Here is a 23,932-nt window from a genome sequence, read left to right on the forward strand (position 1 = left end):
AGCCGCCCAGCACCTGGCAGTGGAAAGGCCGGACGCCCTCGTCGCCCAGGTCGATGTCCACCGTCAGTTGCGAGCCGAGCAGGCTGTCCAGATCCAGCGCCGGATCGGCGCAGGCGATGTCGAGCTGATAGCTGGGTTCCTGCGACAGACGCTCGTCCGCCTTGAAGCTCAGCGCGACGCTGTCCGCGTCCAATAAAGGGCTGTGCAGTTCGATCAAGCGCATGTCTGCACCCCTTTCCCGTGAACAAACCTTGGGCACGTCATTAGCTCTTCACCTGCATGCCCAGCTTTTTCAGATCCACTCCGGTGTCCGAGTAGGACGCGCCGGTATAGGAGTAGCTGACCCCTGTGGTAGAGCAACTGGAGCCGGTGCTAGACACGCTGGAGCCGGTGCTGCTGACCGAGGAACCGGTGGTGGACATGCTGGAACCGGTGACGCCGGTGGACGAGCCGGTGACCGAGATCGACGAACCGGTGACGCTGGCGGAGGCGCCGGTGGTGGACACCGAGCAACCGGTGACGCTGGCGGACGAGCCGGTGGTGGACATCGAGCAGCCGGTGACGCTGGTGGACGAGCCGGTGGTGGACATCGAGGTGCCGGTGATGCTGGTGGACGAGCCCGTGTCCGACATCGAGGTGCCGGTCACACTCTTGGAGGTGCCGGTGATCGAGCAGCTATTGCCGGTGACGCTGCTGGAGGTGCCGGTATAGGACGAGGACACTCCGGTCATGCTTTGCGACATGCCGGTGGCCGACACGCTGGTGCCCGTCATCGAGGTGGACACGCCGGTCATGCTCTGCGAGGTGCCGGTCACCGAGGTGCTGGTGCCGGTCAGGCTGGTGGACACCCCGGTAAAGCTGGTGGACACCCCGGTGAACCCTGTCGAGATTCCGGTAAAGCTGGTGGACACGCCGGTAAAGCCGGTGGACACCCCGGTGAAACCGGTGGAGACGCCGGTGAAGCTGGTGGACACCCCGGTGAAACTGGTGGACAGGCCGGTGAAGCTGGTCGATACCCCGGTGAAGCTGACCGACAGGCCGGTGAAGGACACCGACACCCCGGTGTAGCTGATCGAGGCGCCGGTGACCGAGGTAGACGTGCCCTTGACCGAGATGTTCTTGTCCTGGCCCACCGCTTCCGAGCTGTTGCGCTCGGTGGTCTGCTGCATGTCGCGCTCGGCGTGCACCATCACTCGCTCAGCGCCGCGCTGATCATCGAAGGTGATCTGACTGGCGTTGCTGTAGCGGCCCTGCTTCAAGGAACGCGTAACCAGGCCGGTATAGCGGATGTCTTTCGGCAAGTCGTAAGGCGTTGGGTTGTCGCCGTTGTAGACGATGCCGGTGACCATGGGCCGGTCCAGATCGCCGTCCACATAGGTGACCAGCACTTCCTGGCCCACCCGCGGCATTGCCAGCACGCCCCAGCCCTTGCCGGCCCAGGCTTGCGACACCCGAATCCAGCATGAGGCGTCTTCTTCCTGGGTCTTGTAGCGATCCCAGTGGAAGTGGACGCGGATGCGGCCCAGCTTATCGGTATGCACTTCCGCGTTCACCGGCCCCACCACCGTCGCGCTCTGGATACCCGGCAGAATCGGCTTGGGCGTCAGCCTCAGTGGCCGGAACGGACGGTCGTCCGCCATCGCGCGGAACACGCACATCACATTGCGGCCCTGGCCGCTGCTGTCCGGTCCGTCTTGCAGAAAGGTCAGCTCGCTGGCCGCCACGTAGTAGCGGCGGTTGCGCGCCGCGTCCGGGTGGCCGTCCAGCGTGAAGGCCCCGCCGGTAGCCAGGCCGCGAGCGTTGGCGGTGCCGGTGAGCTGGTGGGAGTCCGCCTGCAAGGCCTCCAGCCGCAGCCGCGCCAGCCGGTCGCCGCCGGCCTGGTCGCTATAGCCGGCGCCGTAGTCGTAGTGTTCCAGACGGATGCCGTCCAGGCTGGTCTGAGCCTCCTGAGCGTCGCTGTCCAAGCGGTTGGACGGCGCGTGGTAGTCGAAATCGCGCAGCGCGACATTGGTCGGCCGCACCCGCCGCCCGCGTTGCAGCCGCTGCACGCCTTCCCGGCCCGGCACCGGACGGAATTCGTCGCCGTCCGGCAGGAAGCGCAGCCGACCGTAGCCGGCGGCCAGGTCGTCGAAGCGCTGGGTGTCGGACAGCACCACCACATGACGCTCCGGCTGGTGCTCGACCCAGAAGTAAATGCCCTCGTCCTCCAGCAGCCGTTTGACGAAGTTGAGGTCGGACTCCAGGAACTGCACGCAGTATTCGCGCGGCTCGTAGGCGTGTTCCAGTTCAAAGCGGAAGTCAAGCCGCTGATGCTCGCCGAACACCTGCTCGACGATCTGCGGCACCGTCAGTTGCTGGAACACGCGGCAGTTCTGGTTCTCGGCCAGGAAGGACAACCAGCTGCCCAGTTCCAGCGTGTAGGTGTAGCTGTCCTGGGTCTGGCCGCTGTCGTAGCCGCCCAGCACCTGGCAGTGGAAAGGCCGGACGCCCTCGTCGCCCAGGTCGATGTCCACCGTCAGTTGCGAGCCGAGCAGGCTGTCCAGATCCAGCGCCGGATCGGCGCAGGCGATGTCGAGCTGGTAGCTGGGTTCCTGCGACAGGCGCTCGTCCGCCTTGAAGCTCAGCGCGACGCTGTCCGCGTCCAGCAAGGGGCTGTGCAGTTCGATCAAACGCATGCGGTTTCTCCCGGTATGGCGGATTCGGCCGGCGCGGGCGGCGGCAACGGCACGCCCTCTCCGTCGTCGAAAATCAATTCCAGTTTGTCGGCGGCGCTCAAGCGCACGCTGCGCAAAGCGCGGTCGGCGGCGCGCGCTTCCAGCACGCCGCGGGCGATGGCCGGCATCACTCGCTGGCGCAGCAAGTCGCCCACCGCGCGGCCGCTGGCCGGGTGCCTGGCCACCGCACGGGCGATCCAGTCCGCGGCCTCGGCGTCGGCGCGCCAGTCCAGGCCGTTGGCGCTCAGGCGCAGGCCGATGTCGTCCAGAGCCTGGCGCGCGATGCCGGCCAGGGCCGGTTCGCCCAGCGGCCGGAAGGCCACCACCCTCATCCGAGCCAACAAGGCAGGCGCGAAGCGGCGCTGCAAGCGTTCGCGCGCCAGCGCATCCAGCCGGGACTGAGAGACTTCGGGCTCGGCCGCGCAGGCGGCCTCGATCTCGGCGTCGCCCAGATTGCTGGTCAGCAGAATCAGGCAGTTGCGGAAGTTGATGTGCCGCCCCTCTCCGTCCTCCATCCAGCCCTGATCGAACACTTGGTAGAACATTTCGTGCACATCCGGGTGAGCGCGGTCGAACTCGTCCAGCAAGAGCACGCTGTAGGGCTTCTTGCGCACCGCCTCGGTCAAGCGGCCTCCGCGGCCGTAGCCGACATAGCCCGGCGGCGCGCCTTTCAGCGTGGACACGGTGTGGGCTTCCTGAAATTCGTTCATATTGAAGCGCAAGAGATTGCGCTCGCCGCCGAACAGCGCCTGCGCCAGTTCGGCCGCGGTCTGGCTCTTGCCGGTGCCGGTGGGGCCGGCCAGCAGCATCACCGCCAGCGGCCGGCGTGGATCGCCCAGGCCGGAGTGCGCCACTTGCAGCGCCTCCACGATGGCGTCCAAGCCGCTTTCCTGGCCCTGGATCCGCAGGTTCAGCCCCTCGCGCAGAGCCATCAGCCGCCGCGCCTCGTCCTGGGCCATCTGGGTGACCGGCACCTGGGTCCATTCCGACAGCACTTCAGCGATGGCGTGGGCGTCCACCCAGGGCCGCACCAGCCGATCGGCTCCGCTCAGGGTCTCCGCCCGCTCTGGATCGCCGGGGCCCGCTTCCAAATCGCCCAGCCAAGCGCCCACCTCGGCGCGCTGCTCGTTCAGGGCCGCGTCCAGTTCGTCGGCGCGCGCGGCGGTGTCGGCCCGCTCCCGCTCCAGTTCCGCCGCGTCTTCCGGCGCGGCCAGCCCCAGCTCCGCGTCGCTGGCGCGCCAGTTCAGCGCCTGTTCCAGCGTCATGGCGCGATGGCGCAGCCGGTCCAGCGCCGCCGGCTGGCAGCTCTGGCTCATCGCCACCCGCGCGCAAGCGGTGTCCAGCAAGCTGATGGCCTTGTCCGGCAGTTGCCGCGACGGCAGATAGCGGCGCGACAGCGTTACCGCCGAGCGCAAGGCGGCGTCGGCGATGCGTACGCCGTGATGGCCGGCGAAGCGCGGCGCGATCATGCGCAACATGTCCACTGCGGTGTCGTCGTCCGGCTCGTCCACCGCCACGGTCTGGAAGCGGCGCACCAGGGCGGCGTCCGGCTCGATGAACTGCTTGTACTCCGCCCAAGTGGTGGCGGCCACCATGCGCAGCTGGCCGCGCGCCAGCATCGGTTTGATCAGGTTGGCCGCATCGCCGGTGCCGGCGTTGCCGCCTGCGCCGATCAGGGTGTGTGTTTCGTCGCAGAACAAGATCACGGGCGCCGGCGCGGCGATCACCGCGTCTATCACCGAGCGCAGCCGCTGCTCGAACTCGCCCCGCGCGCCGGCGCCGGCTTGCAGCCTGGCAACGTCCAAGGCCCAGATCTGCGCGCCGCGCAGGCCCGGCGGCACTTCGCCGCGATGGATGCGCTGAGCCAGCGCCTCGGCCACCGCGGTCTTGCCGACGCCGGCCTCGCCCACCAGGATGGGGTTGTTCTGCCGACGCCGCGACAGCACGTCGATCACCGCGCGCAATTCGGCGTCGCGGCCTATCACTGGATCCAGCTCGCCGGTCGCCGCCTGCTCGCTCAGGCTCACCGCCCATTGCCGCAGCACCGCGCCCGGACCGGCGGCCTCGCCGGCGGCGGCCTGGCCAACGCTCCCGGCAGGCGCGTCGGCCGCTTCCGGCCAAGAACCGGCCAGCGCCTCGTATCGCTCGACGATGTCGTCCAGCGACAACTTCGCCAGCGCCTGGCCCACTCTATGCTGCAGCCAGCGCCGCGTCGGCTCTTCGTCCAGCCAGGCCAACAAGAGATGGCCGCTGCGCACCTTGGCGGCCGGCACGGCCACCTGGCTCCAACTGATGGCCGGCGCCACGCTGCGTTCCAGCGCCGGCGAGATGTCGCGCAAGGATTCGCCGCCGGCCTCGGCGGCCTCCAGCGCCTTGCCCACGCGTTGCAGCGCGGCGGCAGGATCGCAATCCAGCGCCTCCAGCAAGAGCGCGACGTCGCCGCCGCCTCGGCGCAGCAGGCAAAGCAGCCAATGATCTAAATCCACCAACGCGTGCCGGCGCGAGCGCCCCAGCGCGGTGGCTTCCACCAAGGTGTCGTATGCGGTTGGGCCTAAGCGGCCGAAGATGCGTTCTCGGTTCACAGCGGATCCTGGAATGATTCATACACGGTGAGAGTCCGGAGCGAGACGCCGGGGCGGGACCATGCGTCCACCCCCAGGCGCATGCGCCCCACCTTGCCTGCCAGTTCCGGCCGGGTGCGGACCTGGACCTTGATGACCGGAGCGGCCCGGCCATCGGCGAAATCAGCGGCGACGGCGAACATCGCCAGCACCGCGGGCGAGCCGCGCCGCCAGCGGGCAAACTCGGAGGCGTCGATCGGCCCTATGGTGATGTCCAGCGCGTGCTGGGCGTCCCAGATACGGCTGCCGACGCGCCAGTTTCCCAGCCGGCGCGGCCCGCCGACGCCGCGCAGCGGTATCCAGCGCCCCTGGCGCGGGGACAGCCGCACCGGCGCGCCGAAATAGCCGGCCAGGATTTTTCGCAAGTCCGCCAACGAGCGGCGCGGCGCGTGATAAGCGCCGGGATGGCTGCGACGGCAGGCGGCGGCGTGCGGGTCCAGCTGCGGCTCCGCCTCCGGCGCGGCGCCGGCCAGCGCGGCGACGCGTTCGGCGAAGGGATGACGACCCCGCTCGTAGCCCAACGCCGGGTGCATCGCCGCGCGGGCGGCGTAATGCAACCAGGCCAGATCCCCGCAGGCCAGATTGACGAAGCGTTCGAAAGCGGCGTTGCGCTCCAGCCGGCGCTCGTGCAGCGCGTGTTCGGTGATGTGCAGCGGCAAGGGGCCGTAGGGCGCGAACAAGCCGAAATGGCGGCATACCACGCTGACGCGCGGCGCGGCGTCGTCCTCCGCCTCCTCCACCCTTACCCCGCTGATTTCGCTGCTGGCGAAGTGCATGTCGGCGGCCTGTTCCAGGCCCAGCCAGTCCGGCCGGCGGCGCAGCCGGCTTGCCGCGGCCGCGTCCGGCAAGCGCCATTGCCAGGTTTCGACGCGGCGCATCAGTTCGAAGAAGGTTCGCTGCGAGTTCAGCTCCCGGATCATCTGCTGCCGTTTCATTGCAGTTCTCCGTCGGCGCGCAGGGTATTGCCGTGCCGGCTGACCAGCTCGCCGTCCAGCCGCAAGCTGACCTCGATGCCGTCGTTGAGAGTGACTGCCTGTGCCAGCGCCTGCGCCAGCAGCCGGCCGAACAACCAGCTGCCGCGGTCCGCGTGCATGACGGCGGCGATGTCGATGTCCACCAAGGCGGCGCGCACCAGGGCTTGTGGCGAGCCCCGGCCGGCGGGCAAAAAGCCGGCTTGCAGATGCGCCGCCTTCAGGCTGTCTATGCGCTGCCGGTCCAGCGCCAGTTCCGGCTGCGCCGCCAGCCGCAGCTGTTCCGCCAGCCGCGCGGCGATGTCTTGGCGGCCGGCGCCGCGCAGACTCAGCGGGTTCAAGCCGATATGGGCCACCGCTTGCCAGCAGCGCTCCAGGTCCGGGATCGGCCGCGGCGCGCTGGCAGGCCACAAGCATTCCAGCCGCGCCACCGCGCCGCCCTCGGCCCGCAGCTCCGCCGCAGGCAAATCCTCGGGCCGCCAACCGCGATCCGCCACCAGCGCGCGTCCGGTCAGGGTGGCGATGTCGTCCAGGCCGATGTCTCCGGCGCTGGCGGAAATAGTGATCAGATCGTGGCTGCCCAGCGTGTCGGGGCGCGCCTGGCGCGGCCCCTCGCTTTGAAGCGCCGGTTCGCGGCGCAGCGAGTAACGCGCCGCCGCCGGGCCGCTCTGGTAGCCACCGGCGTCCAGAGCCGGCCGCGCTTCGCGAGAGCGGCCGTTGCTGTCGCAAACATTGATTTCCAACAAGCGCCATAGGTGGTGCTCGGCCGGCCGCATCCGGTCCACCGGAATCCATTGCTCGGTCTGGTTCGGGTCGTAAGGCACCGGGTCCAGCCGCTTGGGGTAGAGATTGATCGCCGGGGTGGCGAACAGACGGAACTGGCCGGCGTCGACTTCGCCTATCAGATCCAGCGGCGCCTGGCGCAAGGCCAGGATCAGTTCGAAGCCGCGCGCCGACGGCGCCCGCGCCGCCAAGGCCGCCAGCGCGTCCAATTCCACGCTGAGCAGCCGCGCCGGCTGGGCGAAGTATTCGCGCAACAGCCGCAAGCCCGGCAAACCGCCTGCGTCGGCGGGCAGCAGGGCCTCGCCCTCGTCGGCGGCGGACAGGCGCAGACCGCTGAGCGGCAACTCCAGCAAGACTTCGCCGCCACGCCCGTCGTCCGCAGTGGCGTACCAGGCGCCGACGTCGGCCAACATGGCGCGGTGCAGCGCGTAAGCGCGCGGCAGATCGCCGGCCAAGCTCAGTTGCAAGGGCTTGGCGCCTCCTTCGATGGCGGCCAGATCGCCCAGCGCCACCGTGCCTTCCAGCTTGAAACTCAGGCGCAAGGCGGCCTGGGACGAGGCCAGCCGCCGCGCCAGTTCAGCGGACAGCCGGGTAAGGCCGCGGCCGCACTCCGCCCGTTCCAGCCTAAGCGGCAACAGAGTCACTTCGCGCCCGGTGGAGAAAGTGACCGGCCGGGCCGAACCCGGCAGCGTCGCCTGGATCAGCGTGCCGCGCGGCATGCTGCGGCCGCGGAAGGCTTCAGGAGAAGCGAAGTCCGGATGGAAGGCGAAGCTGCTGATCGCCGGCGTGGCGCTCAGATAGAGTGGGCAGACCTGGGCCAGCGCCTGACGCGCGAATTCCGCGCACTCCAAGTCCAGCCGGGTCTGCACCCGGGCCGACAGAAAGGCCACGCCTTCCAGCAGGCGCTCGACAAAGGGGTCTGCGACCGAATTCGGGCGCAAGCCGAGCGCCGGAGCGATCTGCGGATGCTCGCGAGCGAAACGCGCGCCGGCTTCGCGCAGATGGCGCAATTCATTATTGTAGTGATCGAGGAAATTCATCCGGCAACCCCCGCCTCCGCCGTGCTCGGCAGGCCGAAATAGCCGTCCAGATAGTTAAGCGTCAGGTAGAGCCTCAGCGTTTCTCCGCCTTCGCGGGCAACCGCGGCCACGTCGAAATACAGCAGTTGCCGCGCAAGCGGCCCGCTGCCGACGCGCGCGCTCACTTCCACGCGCTCCGGGTCCAATCTCGGCTCGAAGCGGCGGATCGCATCGCGAATGTGGGCGCAGACGCGCGCCGGGTCGATCAGGCTAGACTTCCTCTCCGCCAGCGGCGGCCGCCCGTAGTTCCACACTGAGGTCTCCAGCTGACTGCCCGGCGCCAGCGGCAGGCGCGCGCCGCGCAGCGCGGCGTTCATCAAGTGCGCCAGGTCGCGCGCGATGCTGACGGCGAGCGTCTCGCGCCCGGCGCGGGCGGACAGTTGGTCGAATAGTCGTGGCGTCATGGCTGCCCGGCGCCGCCTGAGCGGCGCCGTCCCGATAGTGATAGAGAAGATGGCCGGAAAGACCCGGCTCATAGTGCTTAAACCGCGGCGTTCAGCTTCAGGTCGTAACCGGCCTTGATCACCGCGCCCATGGTTCCGTCGTTACGCTGTTCGCGGTATTCGAACTCGATCTTGGCGAAGTTGATCTTGATCTCGTCGGTGGGCAGCACGCTTTCCACGTCGCCACTGCCGTGGCCCATGATGGCGTAGGGCATATTGCCCAGGGTGCGGAACGAGGACACCAGGCCGCTGGCGAAGGTGATGATCATGAAGTCCTGCTGGCCGTTGCCGGATTTGCGGCAGATCAGCTTGGCGCGCGGGATGTGTTCGCCGGTGGCGCACATCAGGAACAGCTTGGGCGAGGCCTTGTTCGAGACCATGCGGAACTCGAAGTCCTTCATTTCCACCTTGCCGGCGCCGCCGCCGCTGCCGAAGCCCCATTTGCCCGAGTTCTCCTCGGCCCATTGCCAGCTCTGGATCTGGATCAAGCCCGTGTACTGCTTGTCAGTTGATTCCCCTTCGACTCCTTCGATCTGTAGAAAGTAGTCAACCAATGCATTTGCCATGTTGCGATACTCCGAAAAAAAAGTGATGGACATGCCAGACCTGAAACGGAATGCAAGCGCCGGGGCGACTCAGGTCGTTCCCGCCCCGCGCCAAACCGGCCGCTGTCAAACCCCGCTCACAGCCTCGCAAGCCGGGGAAAGACAAGCCGAAAACGCTTGAGAAAACGCAATGCGCGAGTAGTGCTTGAGCCTTTGGAAACGGTTTCCAAGGCCGTTTCGCCAACGCGCGGCGAACGTGGAGCGGGTTCTCAGCGGGCGACCTCCTGCTTGGCCGACGGCAGCTTGGAAACCAGCCGCAGCGACACGGTCAAGCCCTCCAGCTGGAAATGCGGGCGCAGGAAAAACTGGGCGCGGTAATAGCCGGGGTTGTCCGGCAACTCGTCCACCAACACCTCGGCCGCGGACAGCGGGCGCTTGGATTTGGTGATCTCGCTGGAAATGCTCGGGTCGCCGTCCACGTAGTTCATCAGCCAGTCGTTGAGCCAGCGCTGGGTGTCTTCCCGCGATTTGAAGGAGCCGATCTTGTCGCGGACGATGCATTTGAGGTAATGGGCGAAGCGGCAGGTGGCGAAGATATAGGGCAGCCGCGACGACAGATTGGCGTTGGCGGTGGCGTCGTCGTCCTCGTACACCGCCGGCCGGTGCACGGTCTTGGCGCCGATGAAGGCCGCCATGTCCGAATTCTTGCGGTAAACCAGCGGCATCAGGCCGGATTCGGACAACTCGTGCTCGCGGCGGTCGGAGATGGCGATCTCGGTGGGGCAATGCAACTCCACTTCCTTGTCCTGGGACGGCAGCACGAACTTGGGCAGCACTTCCACCGCGCCACCGGACTCCACGCCGCGGATCTTGGTGCACCAGCCGTAGGTGCTGAAGGCTCGGGTGATGTTGGCCGCCATTGCGTAAGCAGAGTTGGCCCAGCAAAAATCGCTGGCGCGGTTGGGGTCCACCTTCTCCTCGAAGCCAAACTCCTCTATCGGCTGGGTTTTGGGCCCGTAAGGCACCCGCGCCAGGAAGCGCGGCAGCGTCAACGCCAAGTAGCGCGAATCATTGCTTTCACGCAGCCGGCGCCAGAAGGCGTATTCGGTGGCGGTGAATATCTTGGACACGTCGCGCGGGTTGCCCAACTCGCTCCAGTCGTCCATCTGCAACAGGCTGGGCGCCGCGGCGGAGATAAAGGGCGAGTGCGCGGCGGCGGCGATCTTGGACATCTCGGTCAGCAAGGCCACGTCCTGGGCGCTGTGATCAAAGTGATAATCGCCGATCAAGCAGCCGAAGGGCTCGCCGCCGAACTGGCCGTACTCCTGCTCGTAGATCATCTTGAAGATCGGGCTTTGGTCCCACACCACGCCCTTGTAGCGGCGCAGGGTCTTGCCCAGCTCTTTCTTCGACACGTTCAGGTAGCGGATTTTCAGGTTCTCGGTGGTGTCGGTGTTGGACACCAGGTAGTGCAGGCCGCGCCAGGCGCCTTCCAGCTTCTGGAAATGCTCGTTGTGCAAGACCAGGGTCAGTTGTTCCGAGATTTTCCGGTCCAGCTCGGCCACCAGTTGCTCCACCGTCTGCGCCACGTCCTCGCGCACCACCACCCGGCTGCGGCGCGCATAGGCCAGCAAGGTCTGCACCGCGCTTTGCACCGCCTCGGCGGCTTCATTGGTGCGCGGTCGGAAGGAACGACGCAGGATATCCTTCAGTCCGTCGTCTACCGTCGTTTCAGTCTGGCTGGCCGCGGCCGGCGCCAGCATCTCGGCATGAGTGCTCATCTTGCCTCCCCGTCGGCTTGGGCCGCCTCGCCCGGCGCGGCGGCGTCGTCCGCGGGCAAATGCAGGTCTTTCAGCAGCTGCTCGATCAACTCCTCGGCCGCCACCTTGCCGTCCATATAGGTCAACAATTCCTTCAACTGGCTACGCGCGTCCAACAGCACCGCCAGTTCGGGGATCTTTTTCACCACCGCGGCCGGCTCGAAAGACTCCATGGAGTCGAAGCTCAAGTCGATCGGGATCAAGGTTCCGTCGTCGGTGATCACGTTCTTCACGTGGTAGCTGAGTTCCGGCGCGATCTGCGCCATCCTCAGGTCGAAGTTCTCCACGTCGATTTCGGTGAAACGACGGTCTTCCACCGCGCCCAGCGGCTCGGTGTTGTCGCCGGACAAATCCGCCAACACCCCAGCCACAAAGGGCAGCTCTACCTTTTTCTGCGAACCGTAAACTTCCACGTCGTATTCGATCTGCACGCGGGGCGCACGGCTTTCCCCGATGAACTTCTGCGCATCCTTCTGTCGCGCCATGGCATATGTCCTTTCCCTAATGTTGCTTGACTACCCTTGTGAAGACCGGGGGCGATCCAATTTCGCCACCAGCGCATCCGATTCGGCGAACAACTCCGCCATCAACTCTTCAAAACCCGCGCCCAACATCCGCTTGGCGCGCAGCAGAAAGATCGGCGCCGGGTGTCCCGGCTCGTGCTCGCGGAAATACGCGACAATCAAGTCCAGCGCCGCCGCCACCTCCTCTCGGCTCTTCAAGGCGCCGGCCGGCAGCGCGCGCGCCGCCGGGGCGGCCTCGCGCAAAACGGGCGCCTCTACGGGGACCGCGGCAAGCGTCGGCGTCAGCGCCGCTTCCAGCTCATCCAGCAAGGCGATCAGACCGGCGCAGTCAAACTGCTCGGCAAAGCCTTCGCTCTCGCTCAAATCCGTCAAGCCGGCCAGGCCGGCGCGCAGCCGGGACAAGTCCCCCAACGCCCGCTCCCGCGCCGCCGGCCCCGCAGCGGCCGGGTTCTTGGTCAAGTGGCCCACGCTGACCTCGCTGTCCGCGCTTAGCCGGCTATGCGTCAGTTGATGCAGGAAGGCCGGCCCGCACAGCCAGGCCAGATGCAAGGCATGGGTTTCGCCCGCCGGCGCGTCCGGCTGGCCGGCCGGCCGGATCTTTTCCAACGGCTGCGCCGCGATCGCGCCCAACGCCGTCAACCCCTCCGCCGCACCGGCCAGCCCCCTCTGAGCCACCGCGGCGCGCAGCAGCCAAACCCCTACCCGCACATCCGCCGCCTTGCTCAACAAGGCGCGGCACGCGCTCTCCACGCTGGTCCAGTGGAAGGGTTCCGCGCCCTTGCGCAGAGGAACGTGGCCCACCGCGTCGTATTCGCAGATCGCGGCGTCGACGCGGGCAAAATCGGCGTCGAAATCCAGCTCGTCCAAGACCGGACTTTCCGGCAAGACGATATCGGCGATGGCGTAGCTCATGGTTTCAGCGTTCATGGCGAAAGTTCGATCCCGGCTGCTGCCCTGCACAGGACAGTCTCAATGTTTTGAATAAGGCGCCGATAAATGCCTAGCCCTTTCACAAAAACTCGAGAACAAAGTTATAAGCAAACGCTTGAGCCTGTCCAAATAAACGGCCGATGTCGGGTTTACCGGTAAACAAAGGGGAAATGGGGGAAAATAGCACGACAATACAAATGCATAATCCGTTTTTCATGACGGACATTCATGCAAGCAATCACCGAATTGCGTAACGGAGCCGTTGGAGGAAAGGCTTGGCTGAGAGGGGACGGCAGACAAAAGACATGGCAGGAACGCGGCGAAAAACTTAATCGGAGTCGATTTTCAATCAGGCTTTAAAAACATGCGCCTCGTTCACAAGCTTCAGATTTTATTTGTATTTTCTATGGATATCGACAGAGGTGTGCAAGCGCTGTGCGGGTGCGCTTGCGTGCTTGCACACATTGCCTCGCTCTAGTGTTCATCAGCGTTCCCGGCTTCCTCAGAAAATGGGGGGTGTCGTTGTGCAATGTGTAAAATACATACTTATTAGGATAATTTTGAGAAAAGTTTTTTATATTGTGATTTGCTTAGTGTAAATTGGCATAAACAGCACACTCGCTGAAACCTTGTCTCGTATTTCAGTTTTATTAAGTCAATACTTAAAAAATCGATGCGCGTCAGCTTGTGATCCGCTCAAAAGCGCAAGGTGCAAATTCACATTTCGGTCAAACCTTGTTGCATTTGATACACAAAGCGTATCCATTGGGAATGACGCTGTTTTTGCACGTTAGCATATTTAGATGATTGCGCACCTCTCAACGCCTCATTCGCATAAATTAAAAACAAGATTAGGGTTATCCCTAATCTCAAGCAACAAAATAAACGATTGTTTAACTTGGTAAGTGTTGAGTAATTTTTATTAAAATTTTGACTTACGATAAAAATAATAAACCCCGCCATTGACGGGGTTTATTATTGACTGGATCGCCTATTAGATTTGCGTCCAGGTCAAATTCGGTGCTCGATCAAGTCTACTCAAGCAAACTCGTTGGTCTCCAAGGACTTGCCCACCAGACGCTCTCGCAGATCGAGGATTTCCTTGACCAAAGCGGCGCGTAATTCCAAAACCAAAGCCAGCAAAGTGGCCATGCGCCGGCGAGGCTCCAGCTTGGCCAGATCTTTGGGCTTCATTTGCCGCCCTTCCGCCGCCAGCTTGCCCATTCGCTGTTGCGACACCAGATTCTGCAAGCCCGCAGGCAACGACAAAGCATCAATCGCCTTCAATTTTTCCAAATTCTGCAGCATCCGCAGCAAAGCGGCTCGCGCCTGCAACACAATGGCCACCAACGTGGCCATGCGCCGCTGCGGCTCAAGTTCGGCCAGGTCATGGCAACTCATGCCGTCGCCCGAGCGGGCCAACTCCAGCATCCGCCCCGGCCCCACCAACTGAGTCAAGTGCGTCGGCAAAGCCAAGGCTTCCACCACCCTCAAGCGCTCCAGCTGCGGCGCCGCGCCGCGCGCCCGATCCGAGTTCAAACGCAGCCAAGCCAAGGTCGTCAGTTTTCCACCCTCCCTCAACTCCAGCAAAGCATCCAGCCGTTCGCGCTGGCAGGCGTTCAAAGCGTCGTTGAGCCGAGCGTAGACTTGGCGCGAACCCAAAGTCAGCGCCGCCGCGCAACTGCGGTCTATCACGCCTATGCTCGGCAGAACGATGCGACGCTGGCGCAACCAGGACACCATCGCTTGCGCCAAGGTCAACGCTTGGTCGGTTTGATTGGCCAGCCTGGTCAGATGGCGCAATACCGCCTGGCCGTCTTCGGCTCGGTACGGCCTCACCCCCAGATAAGAGTAGAGCTTGACCAAGTGTTCGCGCCGTGTCTGATCGCGGGTGGCGTAGCGCTCCCAGTCCGACTCCTTCACCCCCAACGCGGTCGCTACCCGCCGCAACAGCCGTGGGGCAGGCTGGCAGCCCTCGTCCAAAGCGATGCCCGGATGGCGCAAATAGCACAGCAACACGGCCACCCCCAGCCGATTCGCGCTGCCGCGGTGCTGCTGGATCAAAGCGAAATCCTGTTCGCTGAAAGCGGTTAACTGATCTAGCTCGTATTCGTCTTCGGGAGGCTCCAGCAAGCTGGCGCGCTCCAATGGCGAGAGCAACGGACGTCTTGGCATGATTCTCTTCCCCTGGCCTTGGCCAATGTGCGAAGCGCCGGCGTTTCTGTGGACCAACTGCTTCGCGTCGGCTCCACCGCTCTGAATGGCGGGGTTGGAGCCGGTGAGGCCCTCTGTCGACGAGATGCCCGCCGGCGAAAGGGCTAACTAAAACATTGTGAAGACTAACTTGCTTCTATAGTAAGCAATACTTTGTGATTGAGTACCTTTGAGGTAGTTCCCGGAAATATGCCGATTTCTTAATTTCAACGATAAATTAATCGCACGACAAAGAATTTTGCCCCTAAAAAATGCCTTTGTATTTATTTTGAATGTACCGAGAGATCAAAAACGGCAGGCTTAGATGGGCGTTCCCCAACGTGAGAGCGAGCGGTGGACGCTCTTTGCGGAAAAAGTTGGGAACTTCTGTCATTCCAAACGAATCCCATGTTTCCATAAAGTGCTTAATATTGTCAGTTTCGCCCGCGGCGACGGCGCTGCCTCCAACGCCGCCCGCGCTTTGCAAGGGAGACGCCGATGTTCGAGTCCTGGATCCGTTTTTCCGTACTCCTGTCTATAGGAGTAACCGTGCTGTCGCTGGCCATCACCGGTTTTCTGCTGTTTCGCTCTTTCGACTGGACCTCGCAGCTACGCGGCCTGCCCGGTCCCTGGCAGCGCGAAAGCGTGAAAGACGGTATCCGGCTCAACGCCGACGTGCTGTCAATCCGGCAAACCGGCTTGCTGGTGAACCAAGTGCCGATGATGCGTCTGGAGTTGAAGGTATGGCAGGACGGCTTCAGCCGGGAACTGACGATTGAAAAACTGATAGACCTGGGCAATATGCCGCGTGCCGGCGAGAAGGTGGAAGTCATGGTGGACCGCCACGATCCATCGCGCGCTTCCTATCTGCGCTTGGCGCCGGCGGGAGACGCGGCCGCAACGCGTTTCCCCTGAGAGCCGTTTCGAAAGTCCGCTCTGTTTCGCCTGGCGGGACGCGGCGAGTACTCTAACTTCGGCTCTCAAGTTTGACGCGGCGCTAGGCCCGGGTGGGTTTTCGCGGCCGTCTTGCCCGCCGCTGCAACAGCTCTTCCAGTTGGGCGCTGATTTCCAACGACGCCTTCACACCCAACCCCTGCTGCAATGCGTCGCGCTGCGGCGGCGCGGCCTGAGCGAACAGCATGGTCTCCCGCAACAAGGCGTTCATCGAATCCAGCCCGCCCTGCGCGTGCGTTTGCAAGCGCGCGTTGATGCGGCGCAGGCTGTCGGCCACGTCGATGGAGTCCGTGACCGCGCTGTTCAGCCGCATCAGCTGCCCTATCTTCAGATAGTCCTGCAACTTGATGGCACCGCTTTGGCTCATGGTGAGCACCAGGCCTTCGATGATTCTCTCCAGCGCGGCTTGCCGCGCAACCAGCATCTCCAGAATGTCATCCATATCCACTCCTCAATATCAGGCGCGTCAAAGGCAGACTAACAAGTAAACAGTTTTAAATACATATTAATTTAGACCAGTTTACGCATCCGCTTTATCACGCCGGGTTTTTATCGGCTTATGGCATCAAATATTCAATATGGGAAACGGGTTTGGCAAGCGAAATACCGCAAGACTCAGGCATTGTCAGTGTGTCTGTCGCCAAATTGCGTCGCGACGACAGACAAAAAAGCGGCGGGCAATGCCCGCCGCCGTTCGGAAGTTAAATCACTATCACATTAAATTCTGCTCGGCCACGTTCAGATTCAAGTCAATCATCTGCTCGCTGCCGCTATGCTCCGCCCCCGCCTTGCCATCCAGCCGCTCGGCCTCGATCGCGTCCAAATAGGCCGGCGTGATGTCGCCAGTAATGTACTCGCCGTTGAAGCAGGAGGTTTCGTAGCTGCTTAGCTTGGGGTTGACGCTGCTAACCGCCTCTTCCAACGCGGACAGATCCTGATAGATCACCGCGTCGGCGCCGATCTCTTCCGCGATCTCGGCTTCGTTGCGACCGGTGGCCAGCAGTTCCGCGCGAGTCGGCATATCGATGCCGTAGACGTTGGGGAAACGCACAGCCGGGGCGGCCGAGGCGAAATACACCTTCTTGGCGCCGGCGTCGCGCGCCATCTGCACGATTTCCTTGGAGGTGGTGCCGCGCACGATGGAATCATCCACCAGCAGCACGTTGCGGCCCTTGAATTCGCAAGCCACCGGATTGAGCTTTTGGCGCACCGATTTCTTGCGCACCGCCTGGCCCGGCATGATGAAGGTGCGGCCGATATAGCGATTTTTGATGAAGCCTTCGCGATAAGGCAGGCCCAGGTGGTTGGCCAATTGCAAAGCGCTGGGGCGACTGGTGTCCGGGATGGGCATGACCACGTCGATGTCCAGTTCCGGCAAGGCGCGGCGGATTTTCTCCGCCAGCTTCTCGCCCATCACGATGCGCGCCTGGTAGACCGAGGCGCCGTCAATCACCGAATCCGGGCGCGCGAAGTAGACATACTCGAACAGGCAGGGCGCGTGGCGGGTTTCGCTGGCACAGCTGCGGGCGTGGAATTCTCCGTCGAAGCCGACAAACACCCCCTCGCCCGGCTGCACGTCGCGCAGCAGGTTGAAACCGGAACAGTCCAGCGCCACGGACTCGGACGCGAACATGTATTCGGTCTTGCCGCTGTTGACGCAAGTGCCTATCACCAGCGGGCGGATGCCGTTGGGGTCGCGGAAGGCCACCAGACCGTACCCGGCGATCATCGCCACCACCGCGTAGGCGCCGCGTACGCGACGATGCACCGCCTCGACGGCGCCGAATACCGCGTCCACGTTCAGCTCGTTGCCGCTGAGCCGCTGGGTCAACTCATGGGCGAACACATTCAACAGCACCTCGGAGTCGGAGTTGGTGTTGATGTGGCGCAGGTCGTGGCGGAACATGTCCGCTTTGAGTTCTTCGGTATTGGTCAGGTTGCCGTTGTGCGCCAGCACAATGCCAAACGGCGAATTGACGTAGAACGGCTGCGCCTCGGCCAAGCAGGAGGCGGAGCCGGCTGTGGGATAGCGCACGTGGGCGATGCCGGCGGTGCCCAGCAGGGAGCGCATATTGCGGGTGCGAAACACATCTCGCACCATGCCGCTGCCCTTGTGCATGTGAAAGGTCTTGCCATTGGTGGTCACGATGCCGGCGGCGTCCTGACCTCGATGTTGCAGCACCTGCAAACCGTCATACAGCAACTGGTTGACCGGAGCCTGACCGACCACGCCTAGAATTCCACACATCTTTTGCTCTCTTCCCTACAACTAAAGAAACGGACAAAAAAACAAGACAAAGAAAAAGGCGGAATCTTGAAGTGAAGATATCAAGATATTCCGCCTTGTTCACTAGCTACCCGGTGTAGTGGAGGTTATCGGCCAGCATCGCCGGTAACCAGGGCCTTAATGATAAGGCCACTGATTCAAATGGCGCCGAGAGCACGGCATTCCTCCACATGGGTTGTCGCGGCAGATCGCTCAAGCCGCTCACCAAAACCAGGGCCGTCACCAGCACCAGCCCGCGAGCCAGGCCGAACACCGCCCCAAACAATCGATTGACCCCACCCAGGCCCACGCTGTCCAGCATGCCTGTCAGCGTGACCCGCAGCAAGGCCGTGGCCAGCCAGGCCAGGAAAAACACCGCCACGAAACCAGCCACCAGCCGCAAGCCTTCCGAACTGAGCTCGCCGGGCAAAAACGCCGACACCACCGGCGAAAACTGCTTGGCGCACCAGAAAGCGATCAGCCAGGAGCCCAGCGACAGCACTTCGGCCACCAGGCCGCGCATCATCGCCACCAGTATGGAGCCGGCGATGATGGCGATGGCAATATAGTCGAAGATGGTCATGACGGCTACTTGGTCACGATAATGCCGTTAACACCGGCCTTGGCCAGCTTCTGCAAAGTGGCTTGCGCCTCGGCGCGGCTGTTGAACGGCCCTACTCGCACCCGAGTCACCTCGCCCTTGCTGGTTTGCACCTTGCTGAAATGGGCGGACACGCCTATCGACGACAACTTGGACTTCAAGGCGTCGGCCTTTTCCGGGTCCGACAGCGCCGCCAGCTGGATCACCGATTTGCCCTCGCTCTTGGCGGCGGGCTCCTCTTTCTTCGCCGCGGGCTTGTCCAGTGAGTCGAAGCGACCCTCAAGGATAGCCGCCGGGTCCGGCTTGCGCGCCGGCTTTTCATCCAGCTTGATCTCAGGCTTTTTATGCTCGGGCTTGGCTTCAGGCTTGGCCGGTTTGGGCTCCGACTTGTGTTCGGGTTTGGGCTTGGCTTCCGCTTTCGGCTCGGGTTTGACTTCCGGCTTGGGCTCCGGTTTGAGCGCGGGGGCCGGTTGCGCCGCCGGCACGGCCGGCGTCATGGAAGACAGATTGGCCGCCAGTTCGGTGACGCCGGGTTTGGACGCGGGCGAGACTTCAGCCAGAGCCGCGGAAGCCGGCTGGGCCGGCGGCGGCACGGTGCCCGCCGGCGCTTCGGCGTGATTGGCCGTCGGCGCGGAGGCCCCGGCTCCCAGCACTTCTATGGATTCCGGCTTCATCTGCTGCTCGGGCAGGCGGCCCACGACATTCCACAAAACGACGGTGGCGACGGTAACCAATACCACAGCGCCCACCAGACGGCGTCTGGCGCGCTTACGCAACAGGATCAACTCCTCGTGGGTGGATAAAGCCATGCTTTCCTCAAGCCGGGTGTTGCCGAGCTTCCATCACCTCGGCAACGGTGTGGAAGGAACCAAAGACGACAATTCTATCACTCTCCTCCGCCTGCGATAAGGCCGCCGACCAAGCTTGCGCCACGGTGGTGAAGGATTGCACCCGCGCGATGCCCATTTCCGCCAGCCTGGCGGCGATGCGCTCGCCGCTCTGCCCGCGCGGCATGTCGAGGCCGCCGACGAACCAAACGTCGAATTCCTCCCGCGCCAAAGACGCCACCTGCTCCAGATCCTTGTCCTCCAGCATGGAGAATACCGCCAGCCGGTTGCGGGCGAAGGGCAGCTGTTTCAGGCTGGCCGTCATCGCCTTGACCGCGTGCGGATTGTGGCCCACGTCCAGCACCACCGCCGGGCGGCCCGGCAGCACCTGGAAGCGCCCCGGCCACTCCACCTCCAGCAGCCCGCGTTTAACCGCGCCCAGGCTCACCGGCAAACGAGGCTTCAAGCATTCCAGCGCCGCCAGCGCGGCGGAGGCGTTGATCATCTGATAACCGCCGCGCAAGGCCGGCAGAGGCAAGGCGTGGCGGTGGGCCTCGCCCATCTGGAAGGACCACTGGTTGTCCATGCGCTGATAGCCGAAATCCGGCCCGTACAGTTTCAGGTCCGCGCCGATGGCTCGCGCGTGCTCGATCAGCCGCCGCGGCGGATTCGGGTCCGCGCACAAGGCCGGCTTGTCGGCGCGGTAGATGCCGGCCTTCTCGAAACCGATATCCTCGCGGTTGTCGCCCAGGATGGCCTGGTGGTCGATGTCCACGCTGACCACCACCGACACGTCCGGCTCGAAAATATTGACCGCGTCCAGACGTCCGCCCAGGCCCACTTCCAGCACGATCACGTCCACCTTTTCAGCGACGAAGCTGTGCACCGCCGCCAAGGTGCCGAATTCGAAATACGTCAAAGAAGTGTCGCCGCGCGCGGCGTCTATCGCCTCGAAACTGGCAACGATACGTTCATCGCTGGCTGGAACCATGTCAATCGCGATGCGCTCGTTGTAGCGCAGGATATGGGGAGAGGTGTAAGTCCCCACCTTGAAGCCGGCGCAACGCAATATCGCGGACAGCATCGCGCAGACCGAGCCCTTGCCGTTGGTGCCGGCCACCATCACCACAGGGCAAGACGGTTGCAGTTTCATCGCGGCGCGTACCCGCTCCACGCGGGCCAGGCCCATATCGATGGCGGTGACGTGCAGGCTTTCCTGCCAGCTCAGCCACTCCGCCAGAGTCTTGTGTCCAGTCATTTCGTCTCAGTATCGTCCGCGGCTTGAAACCACAGCAAATAAGTCCGCAAACGGCGACGGCCGTCCGCCGGCGCCGAATCCGGCCACAACATCAATGCGCGCCGGCGGCCGCCGATGCGCACACTCAACACCGTCAGCCACGGGGTGACGAAGCAGTCGTCCAGCGGGCTCGCCGGCAGCGCGGACTCGCGCCACAAAGTCAAACGCCCCAGGCCGTCCACTTCCAGCCGCCTGAAACGGCCGGCGTCGCCCCAGCCGTCGGCGCGCAAGGCCCGCCAGAGCAAGAAAGCCGCCACCGGCAGCAAGGCCAGCCAGGGCGGCGGCAGATAACGGATCACCCCCCAGGCCAGCAGCGCGCCGGCGGCGGCGGCCAGCAACAGCCAAAGGCGGGAGGGCCTCAACTCGAAGCCGAAAGGCTCCAGCCGCTGCCGCCGGCTCATGGCTTAGAGATCCAGCGCCGGGTTGTTGCTGATGTCGGCGTCCACGCTGTCTATCACCGTGGAATGGATCTCCACGTCGAACCATTCCCAGAAGGCTTTCAAGGACAGATCCTTGGGCCATGTTTCTTCGTCCTCGTACCAGGACGCCAGTTCCATCTTGAACAATTGTTCATAGATCTCGTCGATGTAGGCGACGCCCTCTTCCGGCTCGTCGAACTCCGGCAGCAGGATCACGGTGCAGTCGGCGCGCAGGCTGTCCAGCGCCAGATCCATGTCGTTGTCCGGGGCCTGGTTCAGCCAATCCAGGAACGGTTGTTTCGGTTTGATCACGGCCACCGAGCGGTCAACGAAGTACATAGCATGCCTTTCATTCAAGTTTGGCCGGCATTGTAACAGCACAAACCGCGCGGCGCTAAGCGTGGAAGCGTGACCGGCATGTTACAATCCGTGCATTTTTCCATACAGAAAACAACACGCACCATGGCTCTGATTACCGTCGAAAAAGCCTGCCTGGCTTTTGGTCACCACGCATTGCTGGATAACGTCGATTTCGCGCTGGAACCGGGAGAAGTGGTCGGCTTGATCGGCCGCAACGGCGCCGGCAAGTCTTCGCTGCTCAAAAGCGTGGCCGGCGCGGTGGCGCTGGACGACGGTCGCGTCAACATCAAGGGCGACGTCAGCGTCGCCTATGTACCGCAAGAGCCGGAGCTAGCCCCGGAGCACACGGTGTTCGAAGCCGTGGCCGAAGGATTGGGCGATTTGAAAATCCTGCTCACCGAATACCATCAGGTCACCCATCAACTGACCCAGGCGGACGCGGACCACGAACAGGCGCTGGCGCGGATGGAGCATATCCAGCACGAGCTGGAAACCCGCGACGGCTGGCAGTTCGACGCGCTGATCTCCTCCACACTGTCCCATCTGGACCTGAACCCGGACGCGTTGATCAGCGAACTGTCCGGCGGCTGGAAAAAACGCGTGGCGCTGGCGCGAGCGCTGGCGTCCAAGCCGGACGTGCTGCTGCTGGACGAGCCCACCAACCACCTAGACGTGTCCGCCATAGAGTGGCTGGAAAACCTGCTTAAGAGCTATGGCGGCAGCGTGCTCTTGATCACCCACGACCGCCGCTTCCTGGACAACGTCGCCACCCGTATTGTGGAGCTGGACCGCGGCATTCTGCGCAGCTATCCGGGCAGCTTCTCCAGCTACCATGTGCGCAAGGCGGAAGAACTGGCCATCGAGGAAGAGCAAAACCGCATTTTCGACAAATTCCATGCCCAGGAAGAAGTGTGGATCCGCAAGGGCATTGAGGCGCGCCGCACTCGTAACGAAGGCCGCGTGCGCCGGCTGGAAGCCATTCGCCGCGAGCGTTCGGCGCGGCGGGAGCGCGTGGGCCAGGTCAACTTCCAGCTTAACGCCGGCGAGCGCTCCGGCAAGCTGGTGGCGGAACTGGAGCACGTCAGCAAGGGCTTTGAGGGCAAAACCCTGATCCGCGACTTTACCACCCGCATCCTGCGCGGCGACAAGATCGGCCTGATCGGCCCCAACGGGGCCGGCAAAACCACGCTGCTCAAACTGATCCTGGGCCAGCTGGACGCGGACAGCGGCAGCGTCAAGCAAGGCAGCAAGCTGGAAATCGCCTATTTCGACCAGTTCCGCGAGCAGCTGGACGAAGACAGCAGCGTGGCCGACATCATCAGCCAGGGCAACGACTTCGTGGAAGTCGGCGGCGTGAAGAAACACGTAATGAGCTATCTGGAAGACTTCCTGTTCTCGCCGCAGCGCGCGCGCAGCCCGGTGCGCTCTCTGTCCGGCGGCGAGCGCAACCGCCTGCTGCTGGCCCGGCTGTTCACCCGCCCGGCCAATGTGCTGGTGCTGGACGAACCCACCAACGATCTGGACATCGACACGCTGGAACTTCTGGAAGACGTGATCGCTCAATATTCGGGAACCGTGTTCCTGGTCAGCCACGACCGGGCCTTCCTCGACAACGTGGTTACCCAGGTGATCGCCTTCGAAGGCAACGGCCGGCTGGAAGAGTATCCAGGCGGTTACCAGGACTGGATCGACACCAAGGCGCGCATGGCGGCAATGAAACCGGTGGAAAAACCGAAGGAAACCGCCGCTCCGCAGGAAAAGGCCAAGGACAAGCCCAAATCCGCGCGTAATAAACTGTCCTACAATGAGACGCGAGAGCTCGCCGCGCTGCCGGACGAGATCGCCGCGCTGGAAACCGAGCAAGCCAACCTGAATCAGCAATTGCTGGACCCCAACTGCTACCGCGACACGCCCAAGGAGGCCATCGCCTGGCAGCACCGGGTGCAGGAAATCGACGAATTGCTGATGGACAAGCTGGCGCGCTGGGAAGAACTGGAGTCAAAGCAACAATGAGCAAAACCTTGCCGCCTTCGCCTTCTTCGCCGTTGGACCGGCGCGCGCTGCTGCGCGGCGCCGCGCTGCTGTCGCTGGCCGGCCTGCTGGCCGCTTGCGGCACCACCCCCTCCAAGGTGGCGGGCGGCCGAAAACCCCGCCCCTCCGGCGACCTCAGCCTCTCCGGATTGAAGGCCGACGGCGCCAGCCGGGAAATCCTGATCTACACGCTGGGCCTGCTAGGCCTGGACTACAAGTTCGGCGGCACCAATCCCGAGGCCGGCCTGGATTGCAGCGGCATGGTCGGCTACATCTACCAGAACGCCGTCGGCGTCACCCTGCCGCGCACCGCCGCCGAAATCGCCGGCGTGGCGCGGCCCATCCCGGATAGCCGGATGCGGGTAGGAGACCTGGTGTTCTTCAACACCATGAACCGCCCCTTCTCCCATATGGGCATCTTCATAGGCGACGGCAAGTTCGTGCACGCGCCGCGCACCAATAGCTCCATCCGCGTGGCGCGGCTGGACAACAGTTATTTCGCCGCCCGTTACGAGGGCGCGCGCACGCTGTTCAGCTAAGAACCTGTTTACGAT

The 23,932-nt window shown here is 63.8% G+C and carries 21 protein-coding genes; 3 read left to right on the top strand and 18 right to left on the bottom strand.

Features of this window, described 5'->3' with window-relative positions:
* From B0T39_RS20005 to B0T39_RS20055, 11 genes are all read right to left on the bottom strand, one after another.
* A partial coding sequence (locus B0T39_RS20005; protein ID WP_217806298.1) for a hypothetical protein occupies positions 1 to 223 on the bottom strand: 223 nt, incomplete at its 3' end.
* Positions 224 to 263: 40 nt separating this feature from the next.
* The gene (locus B0T39_RS26420; RefSeq protein ID WP_081549732.1) at positions 264 to 2,675 is read right to left on the bottom strand and encodes a type VI secretion system Vgr family protein; all 2,412 of its coding nucleotides are present in this window, start codon (positions 2,673 to 2,675) and stop codon (positions 264 to 266) included.
* The gene (gene tssH / locus B0T39_RS20015) at positions 2,666 to 5,296 is read right to left on the bottom strand and encodes a type VI secretion system ATPase TssH (protein ID WP_081549734.1); all 2,631 of its coding nucleotides are present in this window, start codon (positions 5,294 to 5,296) and stop codon (positions 2,666 to 2,668) included. Before tssH ends, B0T39_RS26420 begins: the two co-directional genes overlap by 10 nt.
* A complete protein-coding gene (gene tssG / locus B0T39_RS20020) occupies positions 5,293 to 6,270 on the bottom strand; it encodes a type VI secretion system baseplate subunit TssG (protein ID WP_081549736.1) in 978 nt (325 codons plus the stop codon). Before tssG ends, tssH begins: the two co-directional genes overlap by 4 nt.
* Positions 6,267 to 8,129 (bottom strand): type VI secretion system baseplate subunit TssF, encoded by a 1,863-nt coding sequence (gene tssF / locus B0T39_RS20025; protein ID WP_081549738.1) that lies wholly within the window; start codon positions 8,127 to 8,129, stop codon positions 6,267 to 6,269. Before tssF ends, tssG begins: the two co-directional genes overlap by 4 nt.
* A complete protein-coding gene (locus B0T39_RS20030) occupies positions 8,126 to 8,572 on the bottom strand; it encodes a type VI secretion system baseplate subunit TssE (RefSeq protein ID WP_166451337.1) in 447 nt (148 codons plus the stop codon). The genes tssF and B0T39_RS20030 overlap by 4 nt, the downstream gene beginning before the upstream one ends.
* 77 nt (positions 8,573 to 8,649) lie before the next feature.
* Positions 8,650 to 9,177 carry an Hcp family type VI secretion system effector gene (locus B0T39_RS20035; protein ID WP_043590675.1) on the bottom strand — a complete coding sequence of 176 codons (528 nt, stop codon included), beginning with the start codon at positions 9,175 to 9,177 and terminating at the stop codon, positions 8,650 to 8,652.
* A 248-nt stretch (positions 9,178 to 9,425) separates the two neighbouring features.
* A complete protein-coding gene (tssC, locus tag B0T39_RS20040) occupies positions 9,426 to 10,937 on the bottom strand; it encodes a type VI secretion system contractile sheath large subunit (protein ID WP_081549742.1) in 1,512 nt (503 codons plus the stop codon).
* Positions 10,934 to 11,461: a type VI secretion system contractile sheath small subunit gene (gene tssB, locus B0T39_RS20045; RefSeq protein ID WP_081549744.1), complete on the bottom strand. Its 528-nt coding sequence runs from the start codon at positions 11,459 to 11,461 to the stop codon at positions 10,934 to 10,936. Before tssB ends, tssC begins: the two co-directional genes overlap by 4 nt.
* A gap of 30 nt (positions 11,462 to 11,491) precedes the next feature.
* Positions 11,492 to 12,427 carry an ImpA family type VI secretion system protein gene (locus B0T39_RS20050; protein WP_217806299.1) on the bottom strand — a complete coding sequence of 312 codons (936 nt, stop codon included), beginning with the start codon at positions 12,425 to 12,427 and terminating at the stop codon, positions 11,492 to 11,494.
* A 1,041-nt stretch (positions 12,428 to 13,468) separates the two neighbouring features.
* Complete coding sequence (locus B0T39_RS20055; RefSeq protein WP_081549746.1) at positions 13,469 to 14,605, bottom strand: DUF4158 domain-containing protein; 1,137 nt, start codon at positions 14,603 to 14,605, stop codon at positions 13,469 to 13,471.
* 516 nt (positions 14,606 to 15,121) lie between these two features.
* Between B0T39_RS20055 and B0T39_RS20060 the strand changes: the two genes are divergently transcribed.
* Positions 15,122 to 15,538, top strand: a complete 417-nt coding sequence (locus B0T39_RS20060) for a hypothetical protein (protein ID WP_217806300.1) — start codon at positions 15,122 to 15,124, stop codon at positions 15,536 to 15,538.
* An 82-nt stretch (positions 15,539 to 15,620) separates the two neighbouring features.
* On the opposite strand, the gene B0T39_RS20065 is transcribed toward B0T39_RS20060, so the two are convergent.
* From B0T39_RS20065 to B0T39_RS20095, 7 genes are all read right to left on the bottom strand, one after another.
* On the bottom strand, positions 15,621 to 16,019 hold the full coding sequence (locus tag B0T39_RS20065) for a hypothetical protein (protein WP_081549748.1): 399 nt from the start codon (positions 16,017 to 16,019) through the stop codon (positions 15,621 to 15,623).
* 270 nt (positions 16,020 to 16,289) lie between these two features.
* Positions 16,290 to 17,825 (bottom strand): amidophosphoribosyltransferase, encoded by a 1,536-nt coding sequence (purF, locus tag B0T39_RS20070; RefSeq protein ID WP_081549750.1) that lies wholly within the window; start codon positions 17,823 to 17,825, stop codon positions 16,290 to 16,292.
* A 106-nt stretch (positions 17,826 to 17,931) separates the two neighbouring features.
* Positions 17,932 to 18,426, bottom strand: coding sequence for a CvpA family protein (locus B0T39_RS20075; RefSeq protein WP_081549752.1), 495 nt, complete (start codon positions 18,424 to 18,426; stop codon positions 17,932 to 17,934).
* 5 nt (positions 18,427 to 18,431) lie between these two features.
* The gene (locus tag B0T39_RS20080; protein ID WP_081549754.1) at positions 18,432 to 19,253 is read right to left on the bottom strand and encodes an SPOR domain-containing protein; all 822 of its coding nucleotides are present in this window, start codon (positions 19,251 to 19,253) and stop codon (positions 18,432 to 18,434) included.
* A gap of 7 nt (positions 19,254 to 19,260) precedes the next feature.
* Positions 19,261 to 20,529, bottom strand: a complete 1,269-nt coding sequence (gene folC, locus B0T39_RS20085; RefSeq protein ID WP_081549756.1) for a bifunctional tetrahydrofolate synthase/dihydrofolate synthase — start codon at positions 20,527 to 20,529, stop codon at positions 19,261 to 19,263.
* Positions 20,526 to 20,969, bottom strand: coding sequence for a protein YgfX (locus tag B0T39_RS20090; protein ID WP_081549758.1), 444 nt, complete (start codon positions 20,967 to 20,969; stop codon positions 20,526 to 20,528). Before B0T39_RS20090 ends, folC begins: the two co-directional genes overlap by 4 nt.
* Positions 20,970 to 20,972: 3 nt before the next feature.
* Positions 20,973 to 21,326 carry a hypothetical protein gene (locus B0T39_RS20095; protein ID WP_081549760.1) on the bottom strand — a complete coding sequence of 118 codons (354 nt, stop codon included), beginning with the start codon at positions 21,324 to 21,326 and terminating at the stop codon, positions 20,973 to 20,975.
* A gap of 123 nt (positions 21,327 to 21,449) precedes the next feature.
* Between B0T39_RS20095 and B0T39_RS20100 the strand changes: the two genes are divergently transcribed.
* Together B0T39_RS20100 and B0T39_RS20105 are read left to right on the top strand one after the other, a co-directional pair.
* Positions 21,450 to 23,360: an ATP-binding cassette domain-containing protein gene (locus tag B0T39_RS20100; RefSeq protein ID WP_081549762.1), complete on the top strand. Its 1,911-nt coding sequence runs from the start codon at positions 21,450 to 21,452 to the stop codon at positions 23,358 to 23,360.
* Positions 23,357 to 23,917 (top strand): C40 family peptidase, encoded by a 561-nt coding sequence (locus B0T39_RS20105; RefSeq protein ID WP_081549764.1) that lies wholly within the window; start codon positions 23,357 to 23,359, stop codon positions 23,915 to 23,917. The genes B0T39_RS20100 and B0T39_RS20105 overlap by 4 nt, the downstream gene beginning before the upstream one ends.
* Positions 23,918 to 23,932: the final 15 nt, after the last annotated feature.

Source organism: Chromobacterium haemolyticum, assembly GCF_002081825.1.
In the GTDB taxonomy this organism is placed as follows: domain Bacteria; phylum Pseudomonadota; class Gammaproteobacteria; order Burkholderiales; family Chromobacteriaceae; genus Chromobacterium; species Chromobacterium fluminis.

Coding starts and splice junctions, on each gene's coding strand:
- B0T39_RS26420 (WP_081549732.1), bottom strand. CDS start 2,675: ATGCGTTTGATCGAACTGCACAGCCCCTTGCTGGACGCGGACAGCGTC.
- tssG (WP_081549736.1), bottom strand. CDS start 6,270: ATGAAACGGCAGCAGATGATCCGGGAGCTGAACTCGCAGCGAACCTTC.
- tssF (WP_081549738.1), bottom strand. CDS start 8,129: ATGAATTTCCTCGATCACTACAATAATGAATTGCGCCATCTGCGCGAA.
- B0T39_RS20030 (WP_166451337.1), bottom strand. CDS start 8,572: ATGACGCCACGACTATTCGACCAACTGTCCGCCCGCGCCGGGCGCGAG.
- B0T39_RS20035 (WP_043590675.1), bottom strand. CDS start 9,177: ATGGCAAATGCATTGGTTGACTACTTTCTACAGATCGAAGGAGTCGAA.
- tssC (WP_081549742.1), bottom strand. CDS start 10,937: ATGAGCACTCATGCCGAGATGCTGGCGCCGGCCGCGGCCAGCCAGACT.
- tssB (WP_081549744.1), bottom strand. CDS start 11,461: ATGGCGCGACAGAAGGATGCGCAGAAGTTCATCGGGGAAAGCCGTGCG.
- B0T39_RS20050 (WP_217806299.1), bottom strand. CDS start 12,427: ATGAACGCTGAAACCATGAGCTACGCCATCGCCGATATCGTCTTGCCG.
- B0T39_RS20055 (WP_081549746.1), bottom strand. CDS start 14,605: ATGCCAAGACGTCCGTTGCTCTCGCCATTGGAGCGCGCCAGCTTGCTG.
- B0T39_RS20060 (WP_217806300.1), top strand. CDS start 15,122: ATGTTCGAGTCCTGGATCCGTTTTTCCGTACTCCTGTCTATAGGAGTA.
- B0T39_RS20065 (WP_081549748.1), bottom strand. CDS start 16,019: ATGGATGACATTCTGGAGATGCTGGTTGCGCGGCAAGCCGCGCTGGAG.
- purF (WP_081549750.1), bottom strand. CDS start 17,825: ATGTGTGGAATTCTAGGCGTGGTCGGTCAGGCTCCGGTCAACCAGTTG.
- B0T39_RS20075 (WP_081549752.1), bottom strand. CDS start 18,426: ATGACCATCTTCGACTATATTGCCATCGCCATCATCGCCGGCTCCATA.
- B0T39_RS20080 (WP_081549754.1), bottom strand. CDS start 19,253: ATGGCTTTATCCACCCACGAGGAGTTGATCCTGTTGCGTAAGCGCGCC.
- folC (WP_081549756.1), bottom strand. CDS start 20,529: ATGACTGGACACAAGACTCTGGCGGAGTGGCTGAGCTGGCAGGAAAGC.
- B0T39_RS20090 (WP_081549758.1), bottom strand. CDS start 20,969: ATGAGCCGGCGGCAGCGGCTGGAGCCTTTCGGCTTCGAGTTGAGGCCC.
- B0T39_RS20095 (WP_081549760.1), bottom strand. CDS start 21,326: ATGTACTTCGTTGACCGCTCGGTGGCCGTGATCAAACCGAAACAACCG.
- B0T39_RS20100 (WP_081549762.1), top strand. CDS start 21,450: ATGGCTCTGATTACCGTCGAAAAAGCCTGCCTGGCTTTTGGTCACCAC.
- B0T39_RS20105 (WP_081549764.1), top strand. CDS start 23,357: ATGAGCAAAACCTTGCCGCCTTCGCCTTCTTCGCCGTTGGACCGGCGC.